Below are 25,080 nucleotides of genomic sequence, written 5' to 3' on the forward strand. Positions count from 1 at the left end.
GAACGGAGCTGCAAACGTGATTGACGCACATGTCGCCCTGATGATGCTTGGCATCTTCATTATGCTTGTTTTCCTTGGCTTTCCCGTCGCGTTTACGCTGATGGCGCTGGGGATTGGTTTTGGTTACTACGCGTATTTTGACGCAGGACGCATGTGGCGTGCCTTTGACCGTCTGGCCGAGGACAGCGATACCCTGACATCGGCGATAACCTGGATCGAAGGGGCGGTGAATAACCGAATATTCGATCTGTTTATCAACCAGACATACACGGTGATGTCGAACGAGGTCCTGACCGCGGTTCCGCTGTTCCTGTTCATGGGGTACATCGTTGAACGCGCCAATATCGTCAACCGGTTGTTCTCGACACTGAATATCGCGGCGAAGAATGTCCCCGGGTCGCTTGGCGTTGCCGCCCTTGTGACCTGTGCGCTGTTTGCGACCGCGACCGGGATTGTCGGTGCGGTGGTGACCCTGATGGGGATGCTGGCACTGCCCGCGATGATCAAGGCCCGTTATGACAAAAGCTTTGCCACCGGCATCATCTGTGCCGGCGGGACGCTGGGCATTCTGATCCCGCCATCGATCATGCTGATTGTGTATGCCGCGGCATCGGGTGTGTCGATCGTGCGCCTTTATGCCGGTGCGCTGTTGCCGGGCCTGACGCTGGTCGGGCTTTATCTGCTTTATGTCGTGGGGCGTGCCTTGTTGCAGCCAAAAGCCGCACCGCGTCCGACATCCGATGAAATTCCTGATGTGCCGCTGCCCAAGGTTCTGTGGATGCTGGGGACGTCGTTCTTCCCGCTGGCGTTCCTTATTCTGGCGGTTCTGGGGTCGATCCTGTTTGGTCTGGCAACCCCGACCGAGGCGGCATCCATCGGGGCGCTGGGCGGGATGGTTCTGGCGCTGGCGTATCGTGCGCTGACCTTTGACCGGCTGCGCGAGTCCGTTTACCTGACGGTGCGGACATCGGCCATGGTGTGCTGGCTGTTTGTCGGGTCCTATACGTTCTCGTCGGTGTTCTCGTATCTTGGTGGCGAGCATGTCATTGCCGAGTTCGTTGGCGGGCTTGACCTGACGCCGCTTCAGTTCCTGCTGCTGGCGCAGTTGATCATCTTCCTGCTTGGCTGGCCGCTGGAATGGTCGGAAATCATCATCATCTTTGTGCCGATCTTCCTGCCGCTGCTGCCGCTGTTTGATATTGATCCGCTGTTCTTTGGTATCCTTGTTGCGCTGAACCTGCAGACATCCTTCCTGACGCCGCCGATGGCGATGTCGGCCTATTACCTTAAGGGGGTTTCGCCTCCGGGTATTTTGCTGACGGATATCTTCAAGGGGATCATGCCGTTCCTGTTCATGGTGATTGTCAGCATGGTTCTGATGTATACCTTCCCCCAGATCGTGTTCCATCTGCCGGATCTGTTCTATGGCGCACGTTAGGAGGCCGTCGGTATGACACTTAATCCCCTGCTTAACCTTGACGTGGTCGAACTGCGTGACCGGCTGGCATCCGGTGCCGTGAGGGCCGTCGAGTATGCCGAGGCCTGCCTCGAGCGGATCGCGGCACTTGAACCGGAAATTCAGGCGTGGGCGTATCTTGATGGTGACTATGTCCTGGCACAGGCACGTGCGCTTGACGCGCGCCGCCAGTCGGGCATGCCGATCGGCCCGTTGCATGGTCTGCCGGTTGGGCTGAAGGACGTTATCGATACGGCCCGGATGCCAACCGAAAATGGCACGCCGCTTGATAAGGGACGGGTGCCGACAGAGGATGCGGTACTGGTTGAAAAGCTGCGTGCGGCGGGCGCGATCATCATGGGCAAGACGGTTTCGACCGAAATGGCCTTCATGTGCCCGTCCAAAACACGCAACCCGCACAACACATCCCACACACCGGGGGGATCATCGGCCGGATCGGCGGCGGCAGTTGCCGCGGCAATGGTGCCGCTTGCCGTAGGAACACAAACAGGTGGGTCGGTTATCCGGCCGGCATCGTTTTGTGGTGTGGTCGGGTTAAAGCCGACCTTTGGCGCGATTTCGCGCACCGGGGTTCTGGCCCAGTCACCGTCGCTTGATACCATTGGTGTGTTTGCCCGTTCCGTCGAAGGGGCGGCGATGATTGCCGAAATCCTGTTCGGGCATGACGCGCGTGACCGGGCGACGACATTGCAACCCACCCCGCGTTTGCAGGAAGCGGCCAAATCGACGCCGCTGGTAACGCCAACATTGGCCTTTGTACGCCCGCCACAGTTTGACAGTGTGGCCGATGACGATACCGTCATGGCATTTCGCGAATTGACGAGTGTTTTGGGCGAACAGTGCTTTGAAGCACCCCTGCCCAAGGCATTTGATGATGCCGCCGACCTGCGGGCAAAGATCAATTTCGCCGAAATGGCGAAATGTTATTACAGCTATGAAAAGCGCGGACGCGATCAATTATCCCCGCAGATGACAGAGGCGCTTGACGCGGGGAACAAGGTCACGGCGCGGGACTATCTTGCCGCACTGGACTGGCGCGATCTTTACAATGTTGCGCTTGATGAAGTGTTCCAGCGTTGTGATGTGATCATCACCCCGGCGGCACCGGGCCCGGCCCCCGGAAACCTTGATACGACCGGGAATGCCATTTTCAACGGTCTTTGGACGTTGTGCGGGACGCCTGCGATTACGCTGCCGTTGCTTTGGGCGGAAAACGGGTTGCCGATGGGCGTGCAGCTTGTCGGGCGGCGCGGTGATGATGCCCGGTTGCTTCGAACGGCGCGCTGGCTCGTTGAATTTGTTACGAATTCTGAAAATGAAGGAGCATCGTCATGATACCGTCACGTCTTGATCAGGCAATGGCGATTTTGGCCTTTATCGTCTTTGGGGGCTTTCTTGGCATTCTGTTTGGCTATGTCACGCGCTGGGATCTTGGCATCATGGTAGGGATCACGCTGGCGCTGTGTGCGTGGGATTTCTGGCATATGGCCACAGGGCGAAAAAGCGACCATCACTGATCGCTTTTAATTCACGCCAATTGTTTCGGGACGCGCCGGGGATTTCAAAATCCCTAGGCGCGTTTTGTTTTGGCCATGTGGGCAGCTTGTTCCGGTTTGCTGTCATATCCGAAACGGGCGGCCGCAATTGCCGTGACATCACGGATCAGATCAATTTCTTCGTCGCTGAATTTCGGCCGGTAATAGGTCGGCGCGTGAATGGTCGGGGCGACTTCATTGATGATCGGTTCGGCGTCGGGCAGGTCGACATGATCAAACAGGCGGCGTAACTGATTTGCCGGGTCGGCGACGAAATCCTCGTAACGGACCACCAGCGTCGCATCGCCAAGCGCCTTGTTCACGGTCATGCGATCCGCGATGTAATGGTGAAGGTCGCTCCAGTAATGGGCCCAGCCGGCGACTTCGTCGCCTTCGTTCCAGTGTTTCATGATCTGGCGGGTGGCGTGCAGATCGCCGGTATTGATCGGACGGCGATCAAGGCCAAATTCGTAATGGCCGACACGCTGCATATGGGCAACTGCGCGCGGGTTATCCTGTTCGCCCTTGCAGAACAGGTCGTGCTGCTTGGCAAGGGATGCGATATGCCAAAGCGGATCACGCACCGGCAGAACGAACCTGGCATCGGGGAAAATCGACAGCAGATATTCCATCCGAGTGACCAGATAGTTCGCCTTGGAGATATAGCGTTTGCCGCCGCGCACATGGATCAGTTTGCGGATGTGATCGCGATAGAACTTCTCGAATGCCGGGTTGCTTATCTGACCGTCCAGGACGTTGCTTTCATTGACGTCATGCAGATGACGGAAAAACGCCATCCAGATCATTTCCTCGAACGCTTCGGGGCTTTCAGGCGTGATGTTGATGCCATCCGCATGGGTGCGTTCAACCGCAACTTCCTTGCCCTTGGGGGCAAGATCGACAAACTTGTTCCACAGATAGGGCGTGAAAACCGGCGGATAATCGCGGTAGCGATGGGTTGCCGCATCGGAATGCCGTGCAAGCGTTTCCAGAAGGATCGTGCTGCCGGATCGGGCGAGCCCTGCGACAAAGACCGGCTTTTCTATTTGGACATCTTCAATCGTATCACCGGCAAGTTTCGTTTCGAAATTGCCAAGTCTGATCCATTGCATCGGATGGCGGGCAATCAGGCCGCTTAGCCAGTTATCCCAGCCCGATACATGGAAGGCTGCGCCATTAGACGCGGGTGTGGTTGATTTTTCGGATGTCGTTTGGCCAGTCATTCGATGCGAAATCCTTTTTTGATCGCCAGCGACCCCAATACGAGGGCAAGGAAGAAAGTCAGTTCCCAGCCACGTGCCCAATCCGGGCCGGCGCTGATGATTTGTTGGGTTGGCAATTCGAAACGAAGCTGTGTTACCGGGCTGTCGTCGGGCAGATAGCCCGCCGGATTGCCGATAATCAGGTTCCACCACTGTTTTTGATGGATCACGGGAATGGCGGCGGCCGGTGCCACCAGATAGGTTTCTCCGTCACTGGCACCGGGCACCTGAACAACAGGACAGGCACCGTCTTCCAATCCGGTCGGATTGATGCCGACCTGTTCGATGGCGACATTTTCCGGCTGGGCGCTGATGGAGACCTGCTGCCCCGGTGCCGGGCAGCTATAACCGTATTGCCCGTCCAGCCAGACGATCATCGCAAGGGCGGGCAGGGATGCGACAACCGCCGGGCCGATGACGAAACCGACAAGTTTCAGCGACTGGGCAAGCTGTGCCTTGGCCAGCTTCATGCCTTCGCCGAAATCCTCGCCATCGTCTTCGGCCATGGCCTTGCGGGCTTCTTTCAGCCGTTCCTTGATCGCCTTGATGCGTGTTTGCGGCGACAGCACCTTATAAAGCAGCATCGAAATCACCGCACAGACCAGCGCCCAGATCAGGACGCGTCCAAACGGTCCGAGGGCATCTGCCATCAGGGCATCAAGGGTGCTAAAGGCGGGGGCGGGCCAATCGAGTATTCCCATGCGTCATCGTTCCTGTTGGTCGTTGACCGTTCAGGCTTTCGGCTGGTGCGAATGCGCCGAATGCGTTGAATGCGAGGTGGTGCCAGAGCCGTTTTGCTGCGCACGTTTGCGGTTGCGCATCATTTTGCGGATCGGCCACAGCAGGACAAAACCAACCGCGACAAATACGGCGGCCAGAACCGCCCACAAAGCAGACAGAAGGCTAAGACCGGCACCCGGTCCGACATATGCCTGTGCAGGCAGGGCCGTCAGAAGTGTTGCGGCGGCAATGGTCGCGGTTCCAATCGAAAGCAGTTTCATGTTCTGTTTCATTGCTTTTCTCCATCAGGGGAGGTCGGGGTGAAGTTGGTATCGCTGTAAAGGGCTGCGCGTTCATCGCTGATGCGCTCGGCCTGCGATACGACGGGGATCAGTTTTTGGCCGGGGTTGTCGGGATCATCACGGCGGATCGGGTTGTGGTATTCCCAGACAATCTCGCCTTCCGGGGTGACTTCGAAAAGGCGTCCGCCCGATGATTCGGTAATCAGCGTATTGCCATTGGGAAGGCGTTGCTGATCAGCACGGATGTTGCTGTCAAACCTGTGTTCGGCAGTGCCCTTGTATTCCCAGGTGATGCCGTTGGTTGCGGGATCAATCTGCAGCACGCGGGATTGACCGGCGTCCGGGTCGGCAAGCTGGCCCTGATTGTCAAACAGCAGGATGTCGCCGTTTGGCAGGACATCCGGGTCATGTTGCCCCAGCCAGGGGCCACGGGTTGCCCAGACGACTTTTTCGGCATCCATATCGAGCACGGCAATGATGCCAAGATCACGGAAGGACAGAACAACATCGCCCGCCTTGCCCTGTTCAAAGTTTTGCGCCGTTTCTTCGGTAATCAACTGGATCGTGTTGGTGTGCAACACATCCTCGTTCGAGAAATAGGGCGCGAAATCGACCATGTTGGCGTAGCTGGAATTGATCAGCGCATCGAGGATTGAGACACGTTTGATTTCCTTGCCTTCGGGCGAGAGGATCACCGCGAAATCATCAAGCCGCGGCGGGGTGAGCTGTTTGCGGTTGTCATATGTGTTAAAGCGGAATTCCTGGGTCAGGGCATAAACCCGGCCATCGGGCGCAATCGAAAAATCGTGATGTGCGGTTCCCAGATATTTCCAGACCGGTTTGGAATCCTGGTCGATCTTGGCCATGCCATAGCCATATGGCGTGTCGCCCGCCGCGGTATATTGCACGATCAGGTCACCATCAGGTGCCATCTTGGCGGTATGCCAATGCATGAAATCGTCTTTTTGCGGGTTGGGGATAGGCGATGTTTCATCGTGGATTTCGCTGAACGGCATGCGCCATTCATGGACGACGTTGCCGTCCATATCGACCAGCACCGCATGCGGCCCATCACCCGATGAATACAGGGTCAGACCTTTCTGGGTCTTGTCGGCTTTATTGATCGTGACACCGGTTTCTTCGGTCCGGGCGGGGGACCAGAAATCAAGCCGTTCGACACTGCTGTATTTGGTGCGTTGTTCCCACAGGGCCGTGCCCGCACGCCACGCGTTTTTCATCGACTGATAGGGCGGTACTTCGGCCAGTATGACAAACGCACCAATACCGAAGCTGATCGCGGCAACGCCGGTCATGAAGGCAGCAAAAAAGATTTTATCGCCGCGGTTGTTTTCCGCAGATTCATCTGTCTGTTGAGGTGCAGGCACGCGGTAATCTCCTTGTCATCTGACAAAAAGGTTACGCGGGCCTCCGGGCAAATTTACGGCCAGTATCAAGGGGATTGGGGCGGTTTGGCCGCTTTTCGCCTTTGTTTCGCCCAAGAGTTTAATTGTAAGTAGGGATGTTTTTCGGCGGTTTGTTTGTTTGATTACTGCCGGTATTCCACCCCGTCCATGACCAGAAGATTACCGTCAAACCGGCACGAAACAGTGCCTGACGGTGCACTCATGCGTTGCAGAACCTGTCCGGTTGCCGCATCGCTATAGGTCCCGTTGCCATAGGTGACCGAAATGCTGTCGGGCGTGGTGACATAGGTGAAGCCGATTTCGAACCGGAATTTTTGCGCGCTGCCATAGGTGTAACTGACGAAATTACCATTCCCCTGACCGGGCGAGTCGAGTTTAAGGGTGGAATTACCGGTATTGTCGCGGAATGTGCCACTGGCATTGCGGCAGCCGCTTTGGGCGGTGGCCTGCGGTTGGGTGGTTTCGGATACGGCTTTCCGGGCGGCTTCTTCGGCAGCGGCTTTTGCGGCAAGCTGGCGATCACGTTCCATCAGGGTGGCCAGTTCATCCGGCCCCGAAAGCTTTTTGCCGCCATAGTAATAGCAATCACCGGCCGCGACCGTTTCACCGCCGCAGACGAATTGGCCGGTCTGGCTTGGGAATACCGATCCTTCGGGCAATTCCATCCAGCCGCCTTCCCACCAGGTCAGGCGACCCTGACCGGCGGGCTTGCGTTCGCGTACCGGCCCCTGCCAGACATTGCCGTCCGCCATGCGTAATTCACCCTCACGCGGATCGAATACGCGATAGGTGCCGGTAAAGCTTGTGCCATCGGGCCATTTTGTCGTGCTGCCCGGTTCGATCTGGCGGCTGTCGCTTAGATATTCGCCGTTCACCTCGCGGCCATCGGCATATTCGATGTCACCGGTGATTTTGTCGCCGGTAATGTCGGCATTGTCGATTTCGGCAAAGGGCTGTTCGTTGCGGGTGATTTCGACCGTGCCGGTGCCGACCGGATTGCCGTTATTTTGCGGGCCGGTATATTCCGCTCGGTAGCCGTCATGGGCAAACATGACTTCGGGGCCATAGGTGGTGGTGATCGGTATGCGCCATATCGTGGTGTCGATATTGGGGTCAATCCGGGCGGGATCGGGTTCGCGGCTTATTTTGACGTCTTCGGAAAACAGGCCGTAATCGGCATAGACCACTGTGACCTCGCCGGGGAAGACATCGACCCAGCTTTCCGATTTCAATTCGCCCAGTCGAGAGACCCTGACCAGGTAGCTGTCTGGCCACAGGGTGTATTCCTTCATTTGTCCGGCGGAAAGCTGTTCGGTGGTGAAGGGCTTGAACCCCTTGTTGCGGGAGGCCTTTACGACCTGCATCTGCCAGCCGTAATAAGCGCCGTTACCTGATGGGTTGATCCGGAATGCGATGCTGCCGGGATCGGAAACACTGGCCGGGGCAAGGGATGTTTGCGATGGTGCGGGCGAGGGAGCGGGCGCTGTATTGACTGTCTGGCAGGCAGAAAGGCTTATGCCCAGAATGCCAATCGTCACGGTCCTGATCATGGTAACGCCCGGTTTCATCACCCATTCCCCCATAGGCCAAATGATAAAACCGATTTCGCCACAACTTTGGCAGGTTGGGAAGCGTTTAAATTTAGCCTTTCCAGGCAATAAGCGCGGCACCGGTGCCGATCATCACGACGCCAAGCCAGCTTGCGGGGGACAGTTTTTCACCAAGAAATGCTGCGCCGAAGATCGCAACCAGTACGACGCTGAGCTTGTCAATCGGGGCGACCTTTGCGGCCTCGCCAATCTTGAGTGCGCGGAAGTAACATAACCACGATGCCCCGGTCGCAAGCCCGGACAGGATCAGGAACCACCATGTTTTGGCCGATACGGTTGCCGGGTTTTGCCAGTGACCGCCAATCATCAGGATGGCAAAGACCATGATGAAAATGATTGCGGTGCGGATAAAGGTGGCAAAGTCGGAATTGATGTTTTCAATCCCGACCTTGGCAAAAATCGCGGTCAGTGCAGCAAAGCAGGCGGCAAGGGCAGCCCATAATTGCCAGCTTTCCATCACATCCTTCATGCCAATGACCCCCGTTTTGCCTTTCCGGATGCTGCCAGTCGGCCGTTATTTCCGGATCGAGGGATCCAAAAGGGCGTCGATTGGCGGGACCGGTGTGGTTTTGACCTTTTTTGTCACGATATAGGTAAAATATCGGTCAATACCGATGCCTGCGATCAAAAGTCCGTCGATCAGGCGTTGATAGGCATCGACATCACGACAGAGTATCTTGAGCATATAATCGACCCCGCCGCCAAGGGCATAGCATTCGACGATTTCGGGGATGTCCTGAACGGCCTTTTCGAAAATCGCGAAATCCTCGTGCTGGTGATGGCGCAATGTTACCTCGGTCATCACAAGGGTCGGTTTGACCAGCATTTCCAGATTGATATGGGCGTGATAGCCCGAAATGACACCAAGGTCCTCAAGGCGTTTGAGCCGTTCCCAGCACGGGCTTGGCGAGAGGTTCACCGCCTCGGCCAGTTTGACCTTGGTGATGCGCCCCTCGCGTTGCAGCGTGAGCAGGATTTTCAGATCCTGATCATCCAGCCTGATCATTTCCCGACCACCTCGGCAATGACGGCAAGACAATCACCGGTTTTGATCAGGCCGGGGAAATGGCGACAGGCGACGATGCCATCACGCGGTGCCTTGTATTCCGTTGGCACCCCGCCGGTCCGGTTGGCATCGTAAACGCGCGCAATCAGATCGCCGCGCGTGACCATCTGCCCCAGATTGACACAGGGTTCGAACAGGCCGCCTGAAACCGACGCAACGAAACAGTTGCCATCCGGCATATCCAGCATGATGCCGCTATCGTCGGGGACGTCCGGTTCACCGGTCAGAATACCGGCATGGATCAGAAGGTTGCGCACCCCGCGATCGGCAATTGCCACCCGTTCGGCCGTGGTCGACCCGCCGCCACCCAGTTCGGTGGTGACGAATGTTTTGCCTGCTTCCTCGACCACGGTGTCAAACATGCCGACCGAATCAAGTTCGAGCATCATCATCGAATAAGGGGCGGCAAAGGCCTTCATCGCGTTTACGCAACGGGCTTCCTGTTCCTTGTCGCCAAGGACGTGGACGGCGGCAAACGGGATGAAGTCCAGCGTCTTGCCGCCGGAATGCAGATCAAGGACGATGTCGGCTTCGGGCACCAGATGGCGCAGGACGTAATCGGCGATTTTCTGTGTCACCGTGCCATCGGCCTTGCCGGGGAAGCTGCGGTTAAGGTTGCCCTTGTCAATCGGGGATGTCCGCGACGCATTGAGGAATGCCGGGAAATTCATCGCCGGTAAAATGATGACCCGCCCGGTGATTTCAGCAGGCGACAGCTTCCCCGCCAGTTTGAACAGCGATACCAGACCTTCGTATTCGTCACCGTGATTGCCGCCGGTCAGAAGGGCGGTGGGGCCATTGCCGTTGCGAATGACCGTGATCGGGATCATCACAGCCCCCCACGCGGAATCATCACGCGAATAGGGCAGCTTTAAAAAGCCGTGATGAACACCATCCTGATCGAACGGGATCGTTGGCGTAATCGGGGATTTCTTTGTCATGGCCGTTTCCTTGCATAAAGGCAGGATACCGCGACCGTCGATATCCTGCGTGGCAGTCTTGCACCGGCATATATCTGCGATGCGATTTTGATCGGCGTTGTTTGCGTCAGTTTTTGACGAATAACTGCCTTGGATAACTGGTCAGTGTCTTGCTGCCGGTTTCCGTGATCATCATGCTTTCGGTGATCTCGATCCCCCAGTCATCAAACCAGAGCCCGGGCATGAAATGGAATGTCATGCCCGGTTCAAGAACCGTGCGATCACCGGGGCGCAGGCTCATGGTGCGTTCGCCCCAGTCGGGCGGATAGGAAAGCCCGATGGGATAGCCACACCGGCTGTCTTTATGGATGCCGTATTTTTGCAGCACGCCAAAGAAGGCAACGGCGATATCTTCGCAGACATTGCCGGGTTTGGCGGCTTCTAGCCCGGCCTGAAGGCCTTCGATCAGGGCACTTTCGGCATCAAGGAAACGCTGTTCGGGCTGCCCCAGATAAACCGTGCGCGATAGCGGCGCATGATAGCGTTTATAGCAACCGGCAATCTCGAAAAACGTCCCGGCATCGCCCGGTATCGGTTTGTCATCCCAGGTCAGATGCGGCGCACCGGCATCGGCACCCGATGGCAGCAACGGCACAATCGCCGGGTAATCCCCGCCGATCCCGTCAATGCCGGCAATCCCGGAGCGATAGATTTCGGCAACCAGTTCGTTTTTCTTCATGCCCGGTTCGACAACTTCGAAAATGCGTTCATGCATGTTTTCAACGATGCGGGCCGCCTGACGCATATAGAAAATCTCGGTCTCGGATTTTACAGCGCGCTGCCAGTTTACCAGTGCCGTGGCGTCATGGAACTTTGCATTGGGCAGATGGGCCTGCAATTGCGCATAGCATCTAGCCGAGAAATAGTAATTGTCCATTTCCACGCCGATATTGCGCGTGCCCCAATTGCGATATTCGATCACCTCGCACAGGTAATCCATCGGATGATGGGTGGTGGATTGCACATAATAATCGGCATAGGGGATGATGCGGTCATGGGTCATATAGACCGTGCGCTTTGCCCCGTTTGCATCCTGCGACCGGCCGAACCAGATCGGATCATCTTCGATCGGAACGAGGACGCATTGGTGAACATAAAACGACCAGCCGTCATAGCCGGTCAGCCAGGCCATGTTTGATGGATCGGTCACGATCAGAAGATCGAGCCCCTTTTCCACCATGGCTTTTTTTGTTTTTTCCAGACGCTCGGCATATTCCTCGCGCGTGAAATTCAATTCAACCTGGCTCATCGCAGGCCTCCAAAAAAAGGCGGGGTTTCAGTTTTTCCTGACCCTGTTTCCCTTTGTTATTACGACGTGATCTCGGTCCCGGCCTTGGCTGCGTCGCAGCGGGCGCGGGTGAGGGTGGCGATTGCGGTGTCCTGGACACCCGTACCGGTCAGATCGGCAACCGTGATCGCATCATCGGACGTACGTCCAGATGCCGATCCGGCGATAACCTGACCCAGTTCTGAAAATGTGCGGTCGGCCTTGATGATCCGGGCATCAATGGCGTGATGCAGTTCGCCCAGAATCCGGCATTGCGAAAGGCTGTCGCACACATAGAGGTCTGCCCGGCCAATCAATGCCGGGTCGATTTCGTTTTTATGTTCCGCATCCGACCCCATGGCGGTGATATGGGTACCGGGTTTGACCCAGTCCGACAAAAGGACGGGTTCGCGGGCAGGCGTGGTGGTGACAATAATGTCGGCATCCTGTGCCGCGGCCCGGCCATCTGGCGTTGCGGTTACGGAAAGGCCAAGTTCGCTGGCGCAGGCGGCGGCACAGAGTTCGGCCTTGGCCATGTCGCGTGCCCAGATGGTGGCCGATGTGATGCCGCGTACCAGTTTAAGCGCCTTGAGCTGCAATTTCGCCTGCACACCGGCCCCGAAGATCGCGGCATGTTTTGCATCCTTGCGTGCCAGATGTTTGGCGGCGACACCACCCGCCGCAGCCGTGCGCACATCGGTCAGATAACCGTTATCGAGCATCACGGCTTCGAGCAGGCCGGTTTTGGCCGAAAACAGGTTCATCAATCCGTTGACCGATGGCAGGCCGAGTTTCGGATTGTCAAAGAAACCGGGGCTGATTTTGATCGCAAAGCTGTCCAGTCCGGGGACATAGGCGGTTTTGACATCGACCTCGCCATTGTGGTCGTCGATATCAAGCCGAAGGATCGGCGGCATCCGCACATCCTTGGTCGCCAGGGCCAGAAAGGCATTTTCGATACAGGCAATCGCATCGGTATCAAGGGTGATCACGTTGCGAAGGTCGGTTTCGGTCAGAATTCTGATGTTGGGCATGATGATTACTCCGCCATCAGGTCGACGTCTTCGCCGCCGACAATGCGTTTATGCAAATCCATATCGATATTGCAGCCGGTCGACAAAACGACCGTGGTGCCCGGATTGTCGATCAATCCGGCGCGAAGGGCCGCGATACCAACGGCAGCGGCCCCTTCGATCACCTGCTGGTCATCGTGATAGGCCGCGCGAATGCCGTCCGCGATCTGGACTTCGTTCACCAGAACAAAGTCATCTGTCAGATCGGCACACATATCGAATGTGTATTGATTGTTTTGTCCGATGCCGCCGCCCAGACTGTCGGCCAGTGTCGGCAGTTCTTTAACCGCGGTCGGTTTGCCTTCCTGCAGGCTTGTGATCATCGCACAGCCGCGTTCCATCGAAATGCCGACAACCCGGATGGCCGGATTGATCGACTTCGCCGCCAGTGACACACCGGCCAGAAGCCCGCCCCCCGACAAGGGCACTAGAAGCGTGTCGGTTTCGGGAAGCTGTTCAAGGATTTCAAGGCCAAGGGTTCCCTGACCGGCGATGATGTCGGCATGGTCAAAGGGGGGCAGCATGGTCATGCCCTTTTCCGATACCAGACGGTCGACTTCCTTTTGCGCCTCGTCCTGAGAGGTGCCGGAAATGCAGATTTCAGCCCCTTGGGCGCGGATGCCTTCGACCTTGTTTTTCGGGACCAGTTCGGACATGCAGATGACGGCGCGCACCCCGGCATTGCGTGCCGCATTGGCAAGAGCGCGGCCATAATTGCCGGTCGATACGCCGACAACGCCCTTTTCCTTCTGTTCGGGTGACAGTTTCAGAACGGCGTTTGCCGCCCCGCGCAGTTTGAAGCTGCCGGTATATTGCTGGTGTTCGCATTTCAGCCACACGGGCGATCCGATCTGCTCAGACAGGCTGGCAGACGGGCGCAGTGGTGTATGGATCACGTGGCCCGCGATGGTTTTGCGGGCAGAAAGCACATCACCAAGCGTGATGGGTTCCTTCATGGCGACCTCGTTACGATTTGTGTGGGGCGTGGTCAAACAGGGTTCCGAACCCCGCGACCGGTTTGTCGTATTTCATCAGATGCAGCGCGTGCCAGATCATGGCCTGGTTGCTAGTAATCACAGGCTTGCCCAGAAGCTTTTCCGCACGTTCGGCAATCTCGGCAGACCGGATGGCGGTGCATGAAATGAACACGGCGTCGGCATCCGGGCTATTGACCTGCAGGGCCGCAGCCAAAAGGGCGTCGGGCGGGATTGCGGTCATATCAATATCGTTTTCAAGCCCGAACCCCATCAGCCGGGTCACATCGAAACCGCGCGCGATCAGTTGTTCGGCAACGGATCGGGTGACATCCAGAACATAGGGGGCGACCACGGCGATTTTTTGCGCACCGATTGTTCGCAATGCGACATCTGTTGCCAGCAATGGATTGGTCACGGCTGTGCTCGGCATTCCCTTGTTGATCAGGGCTTCGATCCGGTCCGATCCATTGACCGCCGTTCCCGACGTACAGCCAAAAATGGCGACATCCACGCCATAGCCCGGCAACAGTGTGCGTGCGGCACGCGGCAGATCGTCGGCCATGCTGCGCAGGGTGTCGACGGTGATGGGATTGGCATTTTCAATGCGGGTGGTGAACAGGCCAACATCATCGGGAATGATGCGGCGCAGGTCATCCTCGCTGTTGAAATCGGTGGCGAGCGTAATCAGCCCGATCCGCCCGGCCGGGGCAACCGGATCGGGCAAATAGGACAGGTCTACCGGCTCTGGCGTGACCGCGGGGGCAACGGACATCGTCCTGAACTCCTTGATGGGGCGGGGCAATGAATGCCCGCACCCCGGTTTGATATTGTGGTTGTTCTTTCCGGGACGATCCCGGTTACCTGCCGATTAACGGAAAGCCATGGTCGGCAGGAACAATGCGATCTGCGGAACAAAGACCAGAATCACGGCGGCCAGCAGAAGCATGAAGATAAAGGGCGGCGTTCCGCGGATGACCTCGTAATAAGGTCGCCTGAAGATCGCGATGGCGGTGAAAATATCGCAGCCAAATGGTGGCGTTGCCGACCCGATGGCGACCTGCAGGGTCACCAATGTACCGACCAGCACCGGATCAAGCCCGGCATCACGTACCAGCGGCATGAAGATCGGTGTCAGCACCAGAATGACAACAATCGGATCAACGAACATGCAGCCAATGAAGAAGGCGATGCAGATTGCGGCAAGGATCAGATAGCTGTTCGCGCCTTCAAGACCCAATGCCCCGATCACGTGCTGCGGAATCTGGGCAAAGGAAATCACGAAGGAGAAAGTTGTGCCCGCGCCGACAAGGATGAAGACCACAGCGGTAATCAGGCCGGTCGAACGGGCGATTTCCAGCATTTCCGACCATTTCACCGACTTGAAGATCAGAACCTCAAGAATGATGGCATAGACCACGGAAACGGCGGCGACTTCGGTCGGGCTGACCCAGCCGAGATAGATGCCGCCAACAATCAGAACCGGGAACATGATGGCCGGGCCGGCATTGATAACGGCCTTGCCGCGTTCCGCCCAGCTCATGCGCGGGATGGTCGGGATGTTGTTCTTTTTTGCGTAATAGACGCAATAGGCCGAAAACATCAGAAGGATCAGAATGCCCGGGCCGATCCCGGCCAGGAACAGTTCGCCGATGGATACCTTGCCGACCACGCCAAACACGATCATGCCGATGGAGGGCGGGATCAGAAACGCGATGTCACTGGCATTGATGATCAGGGCCATGGCAAAGCTGTCTTTGTAGCCTGCCTTAAGCATTTTCGGGCGCAATGGTCCGCCCATCGCCACCACGGTTGCCTGTGTCGAACCCGATACCGCGCCAAACAGCGTACAGCCAAGGGCGGTGGTAACCGCAAGGCCGCCGCGCACATGACCGACAAAGGTCATGGCAAGATCGATCAGCCGGTTGGCCGTATGCCCCTTTGTCACGATATCGGCGGCAAAGATGAACATTGGCACGGCAATCAGTGCCACCGGTGAAATCCCGGTCACCATTTGCTGGATCAGAATTTTGGGATCAATCGGCATGTAGAAGGTAAAGGCGACGACGCTGGCCATGGTCAGCGGCACCATCATCGGGAAGCCCAGTACCAGAAGGACGAGCATCACAATGAGAATTGTGGTTCCAAGATCCATTTTTCCGTCCCCCTACAGATGATGGTCGTCAGCTTCGGAGAACGTATCTTCAACCCGGTACGACAGATGCGTTCCGGGTCTGACGATATTCGTTACCGCGGCAAGTACGAACTGGATCCCCGTGACGGTCAGGCCAAAGGGTACGATGAGGACGGTCAGATAGTATGGGATGCGAAGGGCAGGCGTCAGGCGGTTGGACTGGATCAGCGATGAAACATAGCCGATAGAATACCATGCCAGAAGAAACAGAAGGGCCGCCGTGCCCAGCGTGATGATGATCATCATGATCTTGCTGGCCTGTGGGCCCAGCATATCGGTAAAGGCCGACATGCGGATATGGCGCCCCATGCGGGCGGCCTCGCTGATGCCGACGAATGTGACAAGAATGATCAGAAATTGATTGAGCTCTTCGGAAAAGAAGATGCTCGAACTGAAACCCAGACGCATGATCACATTGGCGACCGTATTGACGGCCATGATCACGATGCTCCACCCCAGCAACTGACGTTCGACGACAGATAATCCATCATCGAGCCGTTTCAGCACCGACAGCACCCCGCCTTTCGGCGCGGGAGCCTCCCCGTTAGAATCCGACATACGACCTCCATGATGCGCGTGCGAGACATTCTTGCTGAACGTTGTGTGTGGTTGTTGGTTCCCTCCCACACGTTTTCCTGCTCGCTTCACGCCAGACTGCCAGAATAAAAACGGTTTGTGACGGTTCAATCAGATTTTTGTCATGAGACAAAAATCAATACATAACGTCGAAGGCATGCACACCCGGCATCTGTTCCATCGTGTGACGGATCTGCATCAGGCCGTGATGCAGTGACGGGGTATCAACCGCCCCGCCAACACAAATCCGGATGGCATTCGGGCGGGGGACCTTGACGGTCATGAAGGGATCGGAAATCGTCACGGCAACCCCGTTTTTCCGCAGTTCCGAGGCAAACCATTCTTCCTGCCAGTGATGCGGAATACGCACCCAGGCGCTTAGCGAGGTGGGGTGGTGGCGAACCACGGCATCGCCCAGTATTTCCGCAACAAGGGTCTGTCTTTCGCGCATCAGGGCGCGTTGGACCGTTACGGCCTGATCGACGGTGCCATCGGCAATCCAGCGTGCGCCGATCTCGGCCATTAATGGTGTGCCCATCCAGCCGGTGACTCGCAGAACGCTGCTGGCACGGATCGACAGATGCTGCGGCACGATGAGAAAACCGGTGCGAAGCCCCGGCATGACAATCTTGGTCAGGCTGGAAACATGGAAGCCCAGACGCGGCAGGAAGCTTGTGATCGGCGGCAGGTTTTGTTCGAGAAGCGGGCGGTATACATCGTCTTCGATGACGTAAACGCCGTAATGTTCGGCGATCTCGGCGATTCGTTTGCGCCGTTCAAGCCCCATCAGGCAGTTGGTCGGATTGGTATAGATCGGCGTGACGACTAGGGCGCGGATATGGCGCGCGCGGCATTCGCGTTCGAACGCGTCAGGCAGGATGCCCTCGTCATCGGTGGGCAACGCGCCCAGCTTGAACCGCAGGATGCTGGCGGTGCCGATAACCCCATGATCGGTCAGGCTTTCGGTCAGGACGACATCATCTGGCTGAACCACCGTTGCGAGGGCGGTAAACACCCCCTGGGCGGCACCATTGGTGATCAGGATATTGGGAAGATCGGCCGAAATACCCATGGATTCCAGCCACTTGCTGCCGATTTCGCGGTGATATTCAAAACCGGCAACCGGGCGGCAGCTTTCCATCCAGTTATGGTGGGTTTCTTCGGCCAGTCTGCTGTGTATCTGGCGCGACAGATCATTGTGGAAATCGGTATAGGCCGTGCGCACGATCGACAGGTCGATCAGGTCGGGCTGACGGTTATCCAGAATAAAGGTCGATGCGCGATCTGTCAGGCGTGCCTGAACGAATGTGCCCCTTCTTCGTTCCGATCTGAGATAACCCTGTCGTTCTACTTCCTTGTAGGCCGCACTGACGGTTTGCACGCTGACATGCAGCCGATAGGCCAGTTCACGATGGGTCGGCATCCGGACATCGTGCCGAAGGCGTCCGGCCTCGATATCCGTGATGATTGCTTCGACAAGGGCCTTGTATTTAGGTCCCGTATCGCCGCTCAGGTCAATATTTGGCAGCCACATCCTGTCGATTCCTACCCTTGTCTACCCTCGTGCCCCTTGGGGGTTTTTCCGACCCTAACATGACCTGTGGGTTAATGTGTAGACGTCAATGTTATTTTGTCATGATACAAAACTAACATTGACCTGATGCAGGAACATTTCAACACTTTGCGCGTTCATGACATTGATGTGCCAACTAATCGCCGCCGGTCCAGGGTTCAATCCCGGTCGTCGCGGCATAATAAGGGAGACTTCGATATGAGTTTGAACAAGCTCTTCAAGGCGACCCTGTCTGCCGCCGCAATCTTTGCGGTTGCCGGGACAGCCGCCCATGCCGAAGAATGGAAATTTGCGCATGAGGAAAGCCCGGGCGATGTGCAGGATCTGTATGCACAGGAATTCAAACGCCTGGTTGAGGAAAAAACCGATGGTGAGGTCGAAGTCACCATCTACACCTATGGCCAGTTGGGTACCGAAAACGACATTACCGAGCTGACTGCGGCGGGGGCTGTCCAGTTCTCGAACGCGTCGCCGGGCCACCTTGGCACCTTTGTTCCGGAAATCCAGGTTTTCGGTGTTCCCTATCTGCTGTCGCAGGATAACGAGGTGAACAAGGAAGTCCTGTCGAGCAGCCCGACGATCTATGATGGTCTGGCGAAGGATTTCGAGTCCAAGGGGCTTAAGCTTTACACCATGTATCCGGAAGGCGAGATGGTCTGGACCACCAAGAAAAAGGTGACCCAGCCGTCCGAATTTGACGGGGTTAAATTCCGTGTCATGACATCGCCGATCCTGATCGAAAGCTATGAATCTTTCGGTGCCGATCCGGTGGCATTGCCGTGGGGTGAAGTTTATTCCGGCCTTCAGACCAGCGTGATTGACGCACAGGTCAACCCGATCTTCTTCATCGAAAGTGCCAAATTCTATGAAGTGACCGACTATCTGATCTATGCCGGTCAGCAGCAATACACCACCACCGTGGTGTCGAACGCGGCCTTCTATGAAGGTCTGTCGGACGAGCGCAAAGAGATGCTCAAGGAAGTGAAATCCGAACTGGACGACTTCATCTATGAAGCCCAGGAAAAGGCAAATGCCGAGGCACTTGACCGTATCAAGGAAGCCAAGCCGGGCATCGAAGTCATCAAGCTGAACGAAGAACAGCGCGCTGCCTTCAAAGAGGCATCGGCCGGTATCGGCGACAGCCTTGTCAGCGAAGTCGGTGGTGACACCGAAGAAGTGCTGAATGCGCTCCGCAAGGAATTTGGCACCGAGATGTAATCGTCTCTGACGCCATTCCCCTTCGCGGGATGATATCTGAAACCCCTGCAATGTTGGCCGCAGGGGTTTCTTTTTGCCTGCTTTTGGCGGGGTGGGGTGCCGGTCACAGGCCGCTATTGATCCGAAGCGGACGCTGGAATGTGATGGCGGCAAATAGCCCACCCGCCGCCAGTGTGAGGAGCGATCCGATGATGGCGATGGCTTCGGTGCCGCCCTGATGGGCGATGGGAATACCGATGCCCATAATGACCGATCCGACGATTGCGCAGCCAACCTGTATGCTGGCGACCTTAGAGCGTGTCAGTCCGATCAGCCGGTAATAGGTGCCATACAGCGCCAGACCGACCCAGCCCAGAAGATTGAGATGGGCGTGCGCCGCAAGATTGCTGTGATCGCTGCTTCCGGCCATCTGCATGCCCCAAACCATACCTGCAAGCCCCAGACAGGCGGAAACTGTCCAGCAAATGCGTGGCAAATTATTCATCGCGGTTTCCCCGACATATGTTAAGAATGATCCCTCAAAACGAAACTGTACGGTACAGTTTCAATTTTGACAAATGAAAAATGTGGTCTGATCGTGTCCAGGGATTTACAAAGCGGATAGCTGTGAAACGAAACCGTACAGTTCTGTTTGGCGGTTCGCCGCGCTTGGGGAATTTCCGATACGGAATGAGCCCGCCCGCTTGATGTCTGTGACGATGCCGATGACGATGACGAAACCAGCAACAAGGAACCCGGTTATATGTCTGCCGAACGCCTGACCCCAAAGCAGCAGGAACGCCGCACCCGGATCCTTGAGGCGGCCGCAACCGAACTGCTTGATATGCGTGATGACAGCACGGCGGTGGATCGGATAGCCACGCGAGCCGGGACGTCAAAGGCGACCATCTATCGGTATTTCGGGGACAAGATCGGGCTTGAACGCGCCATGGTAGCGTGGCTGTGCGAACGTGCCCGCGATCCTCTGGAAGGGGTCACCGTCTGGCCATACAATCCGCGCGCGACCCTGATCGCCATAGCCACGGCCTTTGCGGATGGCATTTTACGTGCTCCGGTGATGGATTTGCATCGTTATGTTGTTGCGCGCACCCCGACCCACCCGGAACTGGGGGAAATCTTCTGGAATGCCGGGCCGGAGGCAACCTATGAAAAAGCGGCCAAGCTGATGACGCAAACCCATTTGCCGTCAAACCTGCGCGCGATTGCCCCGCGACAGTTTGCCGAACTGTTCATCAACATGCTGACCGGCAGCATCCAGCTTGGCTATTTCTGCAAAGGCCCGGTCGTGCTTGAGCAGGATGACATGGCCAAACGGATCGAGGACGCGGTAAACGCGGTCGGTTTTCCGCCGTGATTTAAAGCGGGCCAGACAGACTTGCGGGCCGCTGTGTATAAAAAACAGAGGCTGGCATGGGACTATGTCTCATATTCAGCGTCGTTTATCGTAGGCGAGCCGGCTTTCCTCGATTAGTTTCCGGTTGGTTTTCGCCCACTCCGCGAGTTGCCGCACGGTCTCTGACAAGGACAGTCCAAGCGCCGTTAGCTTGTATTCCACCTGCGGCGGCGTACTGTGGTGAACTGTCCGTTCGACCATCCCATCACGCTCCAAGGCCTTAAGCGTTCTCGTCAGCATCTGCTGCGAGATACCTCGAACCTGCCGTTTAATGGCGTTGAAACGCAGCGAACCCAGCCGAAGTGCAACGACCACTTGAATCGTCCACTTGTCGCCAACACGGTTGAGGACTTCACTTACGCCTCTGCAGTCGGCTTCCGCGTGGGACATAGTCACATCCATCTGACCAACTCCCAAAGATATGCTTTTGACGGGTATTTTTAAGCCTCATAAATAGATGTGGTCAATAAAGTAGACTTAAAATTTCGATAGAAATTCGTGAGGTCTACGCAACACGGAGACCACCATGATCCTCTTTTACTATCCGGGCGCTTGCAGCTTGGCTAATCACATCGCCCTCATCGAGACCGGACTTCCCTACGAACTGGTCAGTATCAATCATGAGAAGAAGACCGCCGACGGCCGTGACTTCCTCGCGATAAATCCAAAGGGTTATATTCCGGCTCTTGAACTGGAAGACGGTACTGTCCTTACGGAGAATCCAGTTATTCTGAACTATATTGCCGAGAAGAGTGGCAAGCTTCTTTCAAAAAAGGAGGGCATTCGATGGCAGGTGCTCGAGGTTCTCGCCTTCATGGCATCCGAAATACATGGGAGTTATCAGCCGTTTTTCAGAAACTTCTCGGAACCAGAGAAAGAGCGCGCACGCGAAAAGCTGAAAAAGGCTTTTTCCATTCTATCCGACCAGATAGGAGGCAAGATGTTTTTGGTGGGCGACGAGATCACGATCGCCGACTGCTATCTGTTTTGGGTGCTCATGGTCGCGCCCAGGAGTGGCGTCGAGTTGCCGACACCACTGCGGAACTATTTTGATCACATGAAGATACGACCTGCCGTAGCTCAAGCGCTTTCCGAGGAACACTTGGATTGACTGACCTTTTCATTGAACCTGTTGGATATTTACTTTGATAAAGTCAGTGGATGTTGGCATCTCGTGGCGAAATGGTTTCCAGTCCCCTGTTGAGTAATCCCTGGGCGTAATTATGGTCGGGCGGGGCTTCGGTGAATAGCGCCGCCTAATATAGACACAGGGGTCGGTCATGGGCCCGGCCCCTGTGTGCACCGCGTCGGGAAGAAGGTATGACGCGGTGGAGATCAGAATAGCGCGCGAGATTTAATTGCCAGCGGCAACTTCGTCGGCAACGGCATCGACGGCCTGTTTGGCGATGTCGATGACCTTGTCGATTTCGGACTTGGTGATGCAGAGCGGCGGGGCAAAGCCCAGAATATCACCATGCGGCATCGCACGTGCGATCATGCCGCGTTCAAGGCAGGCGGCCGAAACGCGCGGGCCGATTTTCGCATTCGGATCGAACCGTTCCTTTTTGGTTTTATCAGCGACAAATTCCAGTGCCGCCATCAGACCAACACCGCGCGCTTCGCCAACCAGCGAATGCTCGTTAAAGGTTTCGCGCAGGCGTTTCTGGAAATAGCCACCGGTATCAGCCGCATTGCCCGTCAGGTTTTCACCATCGACAATATCAAGGTTGGCATTGGCGGCAGCGGCACAGACCGGATGCGCGGAATAGGTCCAGCCATGGCCAATCGGCCCCATTTTATCGGACCCCTGTTCCAGAACTTTCCAGACGCGTTCGCCGATGATCACACCCGACAGCGGCAGGTAGCCCGAAGACACGCCTTTGGCAATCGTGATCAGGTCGGGTTTGATGTCGTAATGGTGCGAACCGAAATAGGACCCGGTGCGGCCGAATGCGGTGACGACCTCGTCGGCAACCAGAAGCACATCATATTTGTTCAGCACCTTCTGGATCGCGGCCCAGTATCCTTCGGGCGGGGTGATGATGCCGCCCGTGCCCATGACCGGCTCGCCGATAAAGGCAGCAACAGTTTCCGGGCCTTCGCGCAGGATCAGTTTTTCGAGATCATCGGCACAGCGTTTGGCAAATTCGGCCTCTGTCTCGCCCGCGTCGGCATTCCAGTAGTGATGCGGGCAGGTGGTGTGCAGGATCGGCGCGCGTGGCAGATCGAACGCGTTGTGGAAGGCGGCAAGGCCGGTCAGGCTGCCGGTCATGATGCCGGAGCCGTGATAGCCACGCCAGCGCGAGATGATTTTCTTTTTCTGCGGCAGGCCGCGGATATTGTTGTAATACCAGATCAGCTTGATGTTGGTTTCGTTCGCATCCGAACCCGACATGCCGTAATAGACGCGCTGCATGCCTTCTGGTGCCGATTTGACGATACGATCCGACAGGCGGATGACCGGCTCGTTCCCATGCCCGACATAGGTGTGGTAATAGGCCAGTTCCTTGGCCTGGGCATAGATCGCATCGGCGATTTCGGTGCGGCCATAACCGACATTCACACAGTAGAGACCGGCAAAGGCATCAAGCGACTCTTTGCCTTCGGTGTCATGGATATAAATGCCCTTGCCGCCATTGATGATGCGGTTGGGGGTTTCACCCGCCGCGTGCTGGCGCATATGGGTCGAGGGATGCATGAAATGGGCGCGATCCATTTCCTGCAGATCGGCGGTGGTGTTTTTGATGACATTCATTGTGCTTCTCCCATGTGAATGCGGTGGCCACTGCGCGCGTTACGGTTTGAATGCGGCGCAGACATATTTAAGCTCGGTGAATTCTTCGAGGCCGTGGCGCGACCCTTCGCGGCCAAGGCCGGACTGCTTGACCCCGCCAAACGGGATCGGGGCGCCGGTAATCTTCACGCAATTCAGCGCGACCATGCCGTATTCAAGTGCGTTCGAAACACGCGCTGCGCGATCATGGTCGCTGGTATAGACGTAAGCTGCAAGGCCATATTCGCTATCATTGGCGCGGCTGATCACTTCTTCTTCGGTATCGAACGGGATCACCGGTGCAACCGGACCAAAAGTTTCCTGATGATAGATGTTCATATCCTCGGTCACATCGGCCAGAAGGGTCGGGGCATAGAAAAGCCCGCCCATTTTCTTGCCACCGGTCAGAACACGGGCACCCTTGGCGCGGGCATCTGCAACATGCTCATCACATTTGGCAACCGCCCGGTCATGCATCAGCGGACCGATTTCGGTGGTTTCATCAAGTCCGTTGCCAACGCGGAGTTCGCCAATCGCCTTGGCATATTGATCAAGAAAAGCGTCATAGATGTCGCGATGGACAAAGATGCGGTTTGCCGCAAGGCAATCCTGCCCGCTGGTGGCGAATTTGGCACCAACCGCGTGTTTGACGGCTTCATCCAGATCGACATCGGGGAACAGGATAAAGGGTGCATGTCCGCCCAGTTCCATCGACATCTTTTTGACGGTCTGTGCGCCCTGCGACAGAAGCAACCGGCCCACTTCGGTCGAACCGGTAAAGGACAGGGCGCGAACAACCGGATTGCCGCAAAGCTCGCCGACCACCGGATTGGGATCACCGGTCACGACGTTAAACACACCGGCCGGAATACCGGCCCGTTCGGCCAGTTCGGCAAGGGCGGTGGCCGAAAACGGCGTTTCGGTGGCCGGGCGGACAATCATGGTGCAACCCGCCGCCAGTGCGGCGGCGGCCTTGCGCGTGATCATCGCACAGGGGAAGTTCCATGGTGTTACTGCTGCGGTGACGCCAACCGGTTCGCGTTTGACGGTCATATTGCGACCCGGGAGATGAGACGAAATGTTTTCGACATTCACCCGTTTGGCTTCTTCGGCGAAGAATTCAATGAAGCTTGCGGCGTAGTCGATTTCGCCACGCGATTCTGAAATCGGTTTGCCCTGTTCAAGCGTCATCAGAAGAGCCAGGTCTTCCTTGTTTTCGATCAGAAGGTCAAACCAGCGGCGCAGACGTGCCGAACGATCCTGCGGCAGAAGAGCCGCCCATGCCGGAAAGGCCGCATGGGCCGCGGCAATCGCGTTACGGGTTTCGGCAATGCCCATATTGGGCACGGTTCCAAGAAATGCACCGTCAAACGGATTGGTGACTTCGATAACCTGGCGATTGTCGGCCGAGCACCAGCGCCCGTCGATATAGGCATGTTCGCGCAGAAGCCGAAGATCGGACAACTGGCTTAACGACACGCAGCGCTGTTCTTTGAGTTGTGCCGTCATGAAAACCTCCTTGAAACAAGGCCGCGCATAAGGCGTCAGCCTGTTTGTTGAACTGCCAGCAGGCTATCAACAAGCTGGCAGAGGAGGTTTCCGAACTCGATGCGATTTGATGCGGTTTTTTTGGCAAGCCGTAGTCGAAAGCAGATGTTTTTTC

General features: G+C 56.6%; 25 protein-coding genes. 6 read left to right on the top strand and 19 right to left on the bottom strand.

Going from position 1 to position 25,080, the window contains the following annotated elements:
• Positions 1-16: 16 nt before the first annotated feature.
• Genes J7395_RS08625 through J7395_RS08635 form a run of 3 tightly spaced genes read left to right on the top strand, consistent with a single transcriptional unit; the run spans position 17 to position 2,994 of the window.
• On the top strand, positions 17-1,438 hold the full coding sequence (locus J7395_RS08625; RefSeq protein ID WP_062949556.1) for a TRAP transporter large permease subunit: 1,422 nt from the start codon (positions 17-19) through the stop codon (positions 1,436-1,438).
• Positions 1,439-1,450: 12 nt separating this feature from the next.
• Positions 1,451-2,812: an amidase gene (locus J7395_RS08630; RefSeq protein WP_209221213.1), complete on the top strand. Its 1,362-nt coding sequence runs from the start codon at positions 1,451-1,453 to the stop codon at positions 2,810-2,812.
• Positions 2,809-2,994, top strand: coding sequence for a hypothetical protein (locus J7395_RS08635; RefSeq protein ID WP_062949552.1), 186 nt, complete (start codon positions 2,809-2,811; stop codon positions 2,992-2,994). Before J7395_RS08630 ends, J7395_RS08635 begins: the two co-directional genes overlap by 4 nt.
• A 53-nt stretch (positions 2,995-3,047) precedes the next feature.
• On the opposite strand, the gene J7395_RS08640 is transcribed toward J7395_RS08635, so the two are convergent.
• From J7395_RS08640 to J7395_RS08710, 15 genes are all read right to left on the bottom strand, one after another.
• Positions 3,048-4,235, bottom strand: coding sequence for a sulfotransferase (locus tag J7395_RS08640; RefSeq protein WP_209221214.1), 1,188 nt, complete (start codon positions 4,233-4,235; stop codon positions 3,048-3,050).
• Positions 4,232-4,975 carry a hypothetical protein gene (locus J7395_RS08645; RefSeq protein WP_062949548.1) on the bottom strand — a complete coding sequence of 248 codons (744 nt, stop codon included), beginning with the start codon at positions 4,973-4,975 and terminating at the stop codon, positions 4,232-4,234. Before J7395_RS08645 ends, J7395_RS08640 begins: the two co-directional genes overlap by 4 nt.
• A gap of 30 nt (positions 4,976-5,005) precedes the next feature.
• Complete coding sequence (locus tag J7395_RS08650; protein ID WP_062949546.1) at positions 5,006-5,287, bottom strand: hypothetical protein; 282 nt, start codon at positions 5,285-5,287, stop codon at positions 5,006-5,008.
• Positions 5,284-6,681 (bottom strand): arylsulfotransferase family protein, encoded by a 1,398-nt coding sequence (locus J7395_RS08655; RefSeq protein ID WP_209221215.1) that lies wholly within the window; start codon positions 6,679-6,681, stop codon positions 5,284-5,286. The genes J7395_RS08650 and J7395_RS08655 overlap by 4 nt, the downstream gene beginning before the upstream one ends.
• 161 nt (positions 6,682-6,842) lie before the next feature.
• The gene (locus tag J7395_RS08660; protein WP_209221216.1) at positions 6,843-8,288 is read right to left on the bottom strand and encodes a hypothetical protein; all 1,446 of its coding nucleotides are present in this window, start codon (positions 8,286-8,288) and stop codon (positions 6,843-6,845) included.
• Between the two features lie 73 nt (positions 8,289-8,361).
• On the bottom strand, positions 8,362-8,787 hold the full coding sequence (locus J7395_RS08665) for an EamA family transporter (RefSeq protein ID WP_348541226.1): 426 nt from the start codon (positions 8,785-8,787) through the stop codon (positions 8,362-8,364).
• 57 nt (positions 8,788-8,844) lie between these two features.
• Entirely contained in the window at positions 8,845-9,336 is a 492-nt protein-coding gene (locus J7395_RS08670) for an Lrp/AsnC family transcriptional regulator (RefSeq protein WP_209221217.1), read from the bottom strand.
• Positions 9,333-10,337 (bottom strand): N(2)-acetyl-L-2,4-diaminobutanoate deacetylase DoeB, encoded by a 1,005-nt coding sequence (gene doeB / locus J7395_RS08675; RefSeq protein WP_209221218.1) that lies wholly within the window; start codon positions 10,335-10,337, stop codon positions 9,333-9,335. Before doeB ends, J7395_RS08670 begins: the two co-directional genes overlap by 4 nt.
• A 106-nt stretch (positions 10,338-10,443) precedes the next feature.
• Positions 10,444-11,625 (bottom strand): ectoine hydrolase DoeA, encoded by a 1,182-nt coding sequence (doeA, locus tag J7395_RS08680; RefSeq protein WP_209221219.1) that lies wholly within the window; start codon positions 11,623-11,625, stop codon positions 10,444-10,446.
• Positions 11,626-11,684: 59 nt separating this feature from the next.
• Positions 11,685-12,677, bottom strand: coding sequence for an ectoine utilization protein EutC (gene eutC, locus J7395_RS08685; RefSeq protein ID WP_209221220.1), 993 nt, complete (start codon positions 12,675-12,677; stop codon positions 11,685-11,687).
• A 5-nt stretch (positions 12,678-12,682) separates the two neighbouring features.
• Positions 12,683-13,672, bottom strand: coding sequence for a hydroxyectoine utilization dehydratase EutB (gene eutB, locus J7395_RS08690; RefSeq protein ID WP_209221221.1), 990 nt, complete (start codon positions 13,670-13,672; stop codon positions 12,683-12,685).
• Between the two features lie 10 nt (positions 13,673-13,682).
• On the bottom strand, positions 13,683-14,465 hold the full coding sequence (locus J7395_RS08695; protein ID WP_209221222.1) for an Asp/Glu racemase: 783 nt from the start codon (positions 14,463-14,465) through the stop codon (positions 13,683-13,685).
• Positions 14,466-14,561: 96 nt separating this feature from the next.
• Entirely contained in the window at positions 14,562-15,845 is a 1,284-nt protein-coding gene (locus J7395_RS08700) for a TRAP transporter large permease (protein WP_062949525.1), read from the bottom strand.
• Between the two features lie 12 nt (positions 15,846-15,857).
• Positions 15,858-16,442: a TRAP transporter small permease gene (locus tag J7395_RS08705; protein WP_231858165.1), complete on the bottom strand. Its 585-nt coding sequence runs from the start codon at positions 16,440-16,442 to the stop codon at positions 15,858-15,860.
• 154 nt (positions 16,443-16,596) lie between these two features.
• A complete protein-coding gene (locus J7395_RS08710) occupies positions 16,597-17,994 on the bottom strand; it encodes a PLP-dependent aminotransferase family protein (protein ID WP_062958660.1) in 1,398 nt (465 codons plus the stop codon).
• A 237-nt stretch (positions 17,995-18,231) separates the two neighbouring features.
• Between J7395_RS08710 and dctP the strand changes: the two genes are divergently transcribed.
• The gene (gene dctP, locus J7395_RS08715; protein ID WP_062949514.1) at positions 18,232-19,251 is read left to right on the top strand and encodes a TRAP transporter substrate-binding protein DctP; all 1,020 of its coding nucleotides are present in this window, start codon (positions 18,232-18,234) and stop codon (positions 19,249-19,251) included.
• Between the two features lie 103 nt (positions 19,252-19,354).
• Here dctP and J7395_RS08720 read toward each other — a convergent pair whose 3' ends face one another.
• Positions 19,355-19,735, bottom strand: a complete 381-nt coding sequence (locus J7395_RS08720; protein ID WP_209221223.1) for a hypothetical protein — start codon at positions 19,733-19,735, stop codon at positions 19,355-19,357.
• 258 nt (positions 19,736-19,993) lie between these two features.
• On the opposite strand from J7395_RS08720, the gene J7395_RS08725 reads away from it, so the two are divergent.
• Positions 19,994-20,605 carry a TetR/AcrR family transcriptional regulator gene (locus tag J7395_RS08725; protein WP_097051185.1) on the top strand — a complete coding sequence of 204 codons (612 nt, stop codon included), beginning with the start codon at positions 19,994-19,996 and terminating at the stop codon, positions 20,603-20,605.
• Positions 20,606-20,680: 75 nt separating this feature from the next.
• On the opposite strand, the gene J7395_RS08730 is transcribed toward J7395_RS08725, so the two are convergent.
• Entirely contained in the window at positions 20,681-21,046 is a 366-nt protein-coding gene (locus J7395_RS08730) for a helix-turn-helix domain-containing protein (RefSeq protein ID WP_062958657.1), read from the bottom strand.
• 124 nt (positions 21,047-21,170) lie between these two features.
• Here J7395_RS08730 and J7395_RS08735 point away from each other — a divergent pair, with 124 nt between their 5' ends.
• A complete protein-coding gene (locus J7395_RS08735) occupies positions 21,171-21,755 on the top strand; it encodes a glutathione binding-like protein (protein ID WP_097051183.1) in 585 nt (194 codons plus the stop codon).
• 243 nt (positions 21,756-21,998) lie between these two features.
• Here J7395_RS08735 and J7395_RS08740 read toward each other — a convergent pair whose 3' ends face one another.
• Both J7395_RS08740 and J7395_RS08745 read right to left on the bottom strand, forming a co-directional pair.
• Positions 21,999-23,399, bottom strand: coding sequence for an aspartate aminotransferase family protein (locus J7395_RS08740; RefSeq protein ID WP_209221224.1), 1,401 nt, complete (start codon positions 23,397-23,399; stop codon positions 21,999-22,001).
• Positions 23,400-23,438: 39 nt separating this feature from the next.
• Positions 23,439-24,926, bottom strand: coding sequence for an NAD-dependent succinate-semialdehyde dehydrogenase (locus tag J7395_RS08745; protein WP_209221225.1), 1,488 nt, complete (start codon positions 24,924-24,926; stop codon positions 23,439-23,441).
• Positions 24,927-25,080 lie beyond the last annotated feature (154 nt).

Source organism: Thalassospira sp. A3_1, from assembly GCF_017744215.1.
In the GTDB taxonomy this organism is placed as follows: Bacteria; Pseudomonadota; Alphaproteobacteria; order Rhodospirillales; family Thalassospiraceae; genus Thalassospira; species Thalassospira lucentensis_A.

What these genes read in the sequence shown, in the direction of transcription:
- J7395_RS08635 (WP_062949552.1), top strand. Translation starts at nt 2,809, where the DNA reads ATGATACCGTCACGTCTTGATCAGGCAATGGCGATTTTGGCCTTTATC.
- J7395_RS08710 (WP_062958660.1), bottom strand. Translation starts at nt 17,994, where the DNA reads ATGTGGCTGCCAAATATTGACCTGAGCGGCGATACGGGACCTAAATAC.
- J7395_RS08650 (WP_062949546.1), bottom strand. Translation starts at nt 5,287, where the DNA reads ATGAAACAGAACATGAAACTGCTTTCGATTGGAACCGCGACCATTGCC.
- J7395_RS08700 (WP_062949525.1), bottom strand. Translation starts at nt 15,845, where the DNA reads ATGGATCTTGGAACCACAATTCTCATTGTGATGCTCGTCCTTCTGGTA.
- J7395_RS08745 (WP_209221225.1), bottom strand. Translation starts at nt 24,926, where the DNA reads ATGACGGCACAACTCAAAGAACAGCGCTGCGTGTCGTTAAGCCAGTTG.
- doeB (WP_209221218.1), bottom strand. Translation starts at nt 10,337, where the DNA reads ATGACAAAGAAATCCCCGATTACGCCAACGATCCCGTTCGATCAGGAT.
- J7395_RS08730 (WP_062958657.1), bottom strand. Translation starts at nt 21,046, where the DNA reads ATGGATGTGACTATGTCCCACGCGGAAGCCGACTGCAGAGGCGTAAGT.
- J7395_RS08695 (WP_209221222.1), bottom strand. Translation starts at nt 14,465, where the DNA reads ATGTCCGTTGCCCCCGCGGTCACGCCAGAGCCGGTAGACCTGTCCTAT.
- eutC (WP_209221220.1), bottom strand. Translation starts at nt 12,677, where the DNA reads ATGCCCAACATCAGAATTCTGACCGAAACCGACCTTCGCAACGTGATC.
- J7395_RS08725 (WP_097051185.1), top strand. Translation starts at nt 19,994, where the DNA reads ATGTCTGCCGAACGCCTGACCCCAAAGCAGCAGGAACGCCGCACCCGG.
- J7395_RS08660 (WP_209221216.1), bottom strand. Translation starts at nt 8,288, where the DNA reads ATGAAACCGGGCGTTACCATGATCAGGACCGTGACGATTGGCATTCTG.
- eutB (WP_209221221.1), bottom strand. Translation starts at nt 13,672, where the DNA reads ATGAAGGAACCCATCACGCTTGGTGATGTGCTTTCTGCCCGCAAAACC.
- J7395_RS08705 (WP_231858165.1), bottom strand. Translation starts at nt 16,442, where the DNA reads ATGTCGGATTCTAACGGGGAGGCTCCCGCGCCGAAAGGCGGGGTGCTG.
- J7395_RS08735 (WP_097051183.1), top strand. Translation starts at nt 21,171, where the DNA reads ATGATCCTCTTTTACTATCCGGGCGCTTGCAGCTTGGCTAATCACATC.
- J7395_RS08665 (WP_348541226.1), bottom strand. Translation starts at nt 8,787, where the DNA reads ATGGAAAGCTGGCAATTATGGGCTGCCCTTGCCGCCTGCTTTGCTGCA.
- J7395_RS08670 (WP_209221217.1), bottom strand. Translation starts at nt 9,336, where the DNA reads ATGATCAGGCTGGATGATCAGGATCTGAAAATCCTGCTCACGCTGCAA.
- J7395_RS08640 (WP_209221214.1), bottom strand. Translation starts at nt 4,235, where the DNA reads ATGACTGGCCAAACGACATCCGAAAAATCAACCACACCCGCGTCTAAT.
- J7395_RS08720 (WP_209221223.1), bottom strand. Translation starts at nt 19,735, where the DNA reads ATGAATAATTTGCCACGCATTTGCTGGACAGTTTCCGCCTGTCTGGGG.
- J7395_RS08740 (WP_209221224.1), bottom strand. Translation starts at nt 23,399, where the DNA reads ATGAATGTCATCAAAAACACCACCGCCGATCTGCAGGAAATGGATCGC.
- doeA (WP_209221219.1), bottom strand. Translation starts at nt 11,625, where the DNA reads ATGAGCCAGGTTGAATTGAATTTCACGCGCGAGGAATATGCCGAGCGT.
- dctP (WP_062949514.1), top strand. Translation starts at nt 18,232, where the DNA reads ATGAGTTTGAACAAGCTCTTCAAGGCGACCCTGTCTGCCGCCGCAATC.
- J7395_RS08645 (WP_062949548.1), bottom strand. Translation starts at nt 4,975, where the DNA reads ATGGGAATACTCGATTGGCCCGCCCCCGCCTTTAGCACCCTTGATGCC.
- J7395_RS08630 (WP_209221213.1), top strand. Translation starts at nt 1,451, where the DNA reads ATGACACTTAATCCCCTGCTTAACCTTGACGTGGTCGAACTGCGTGAC.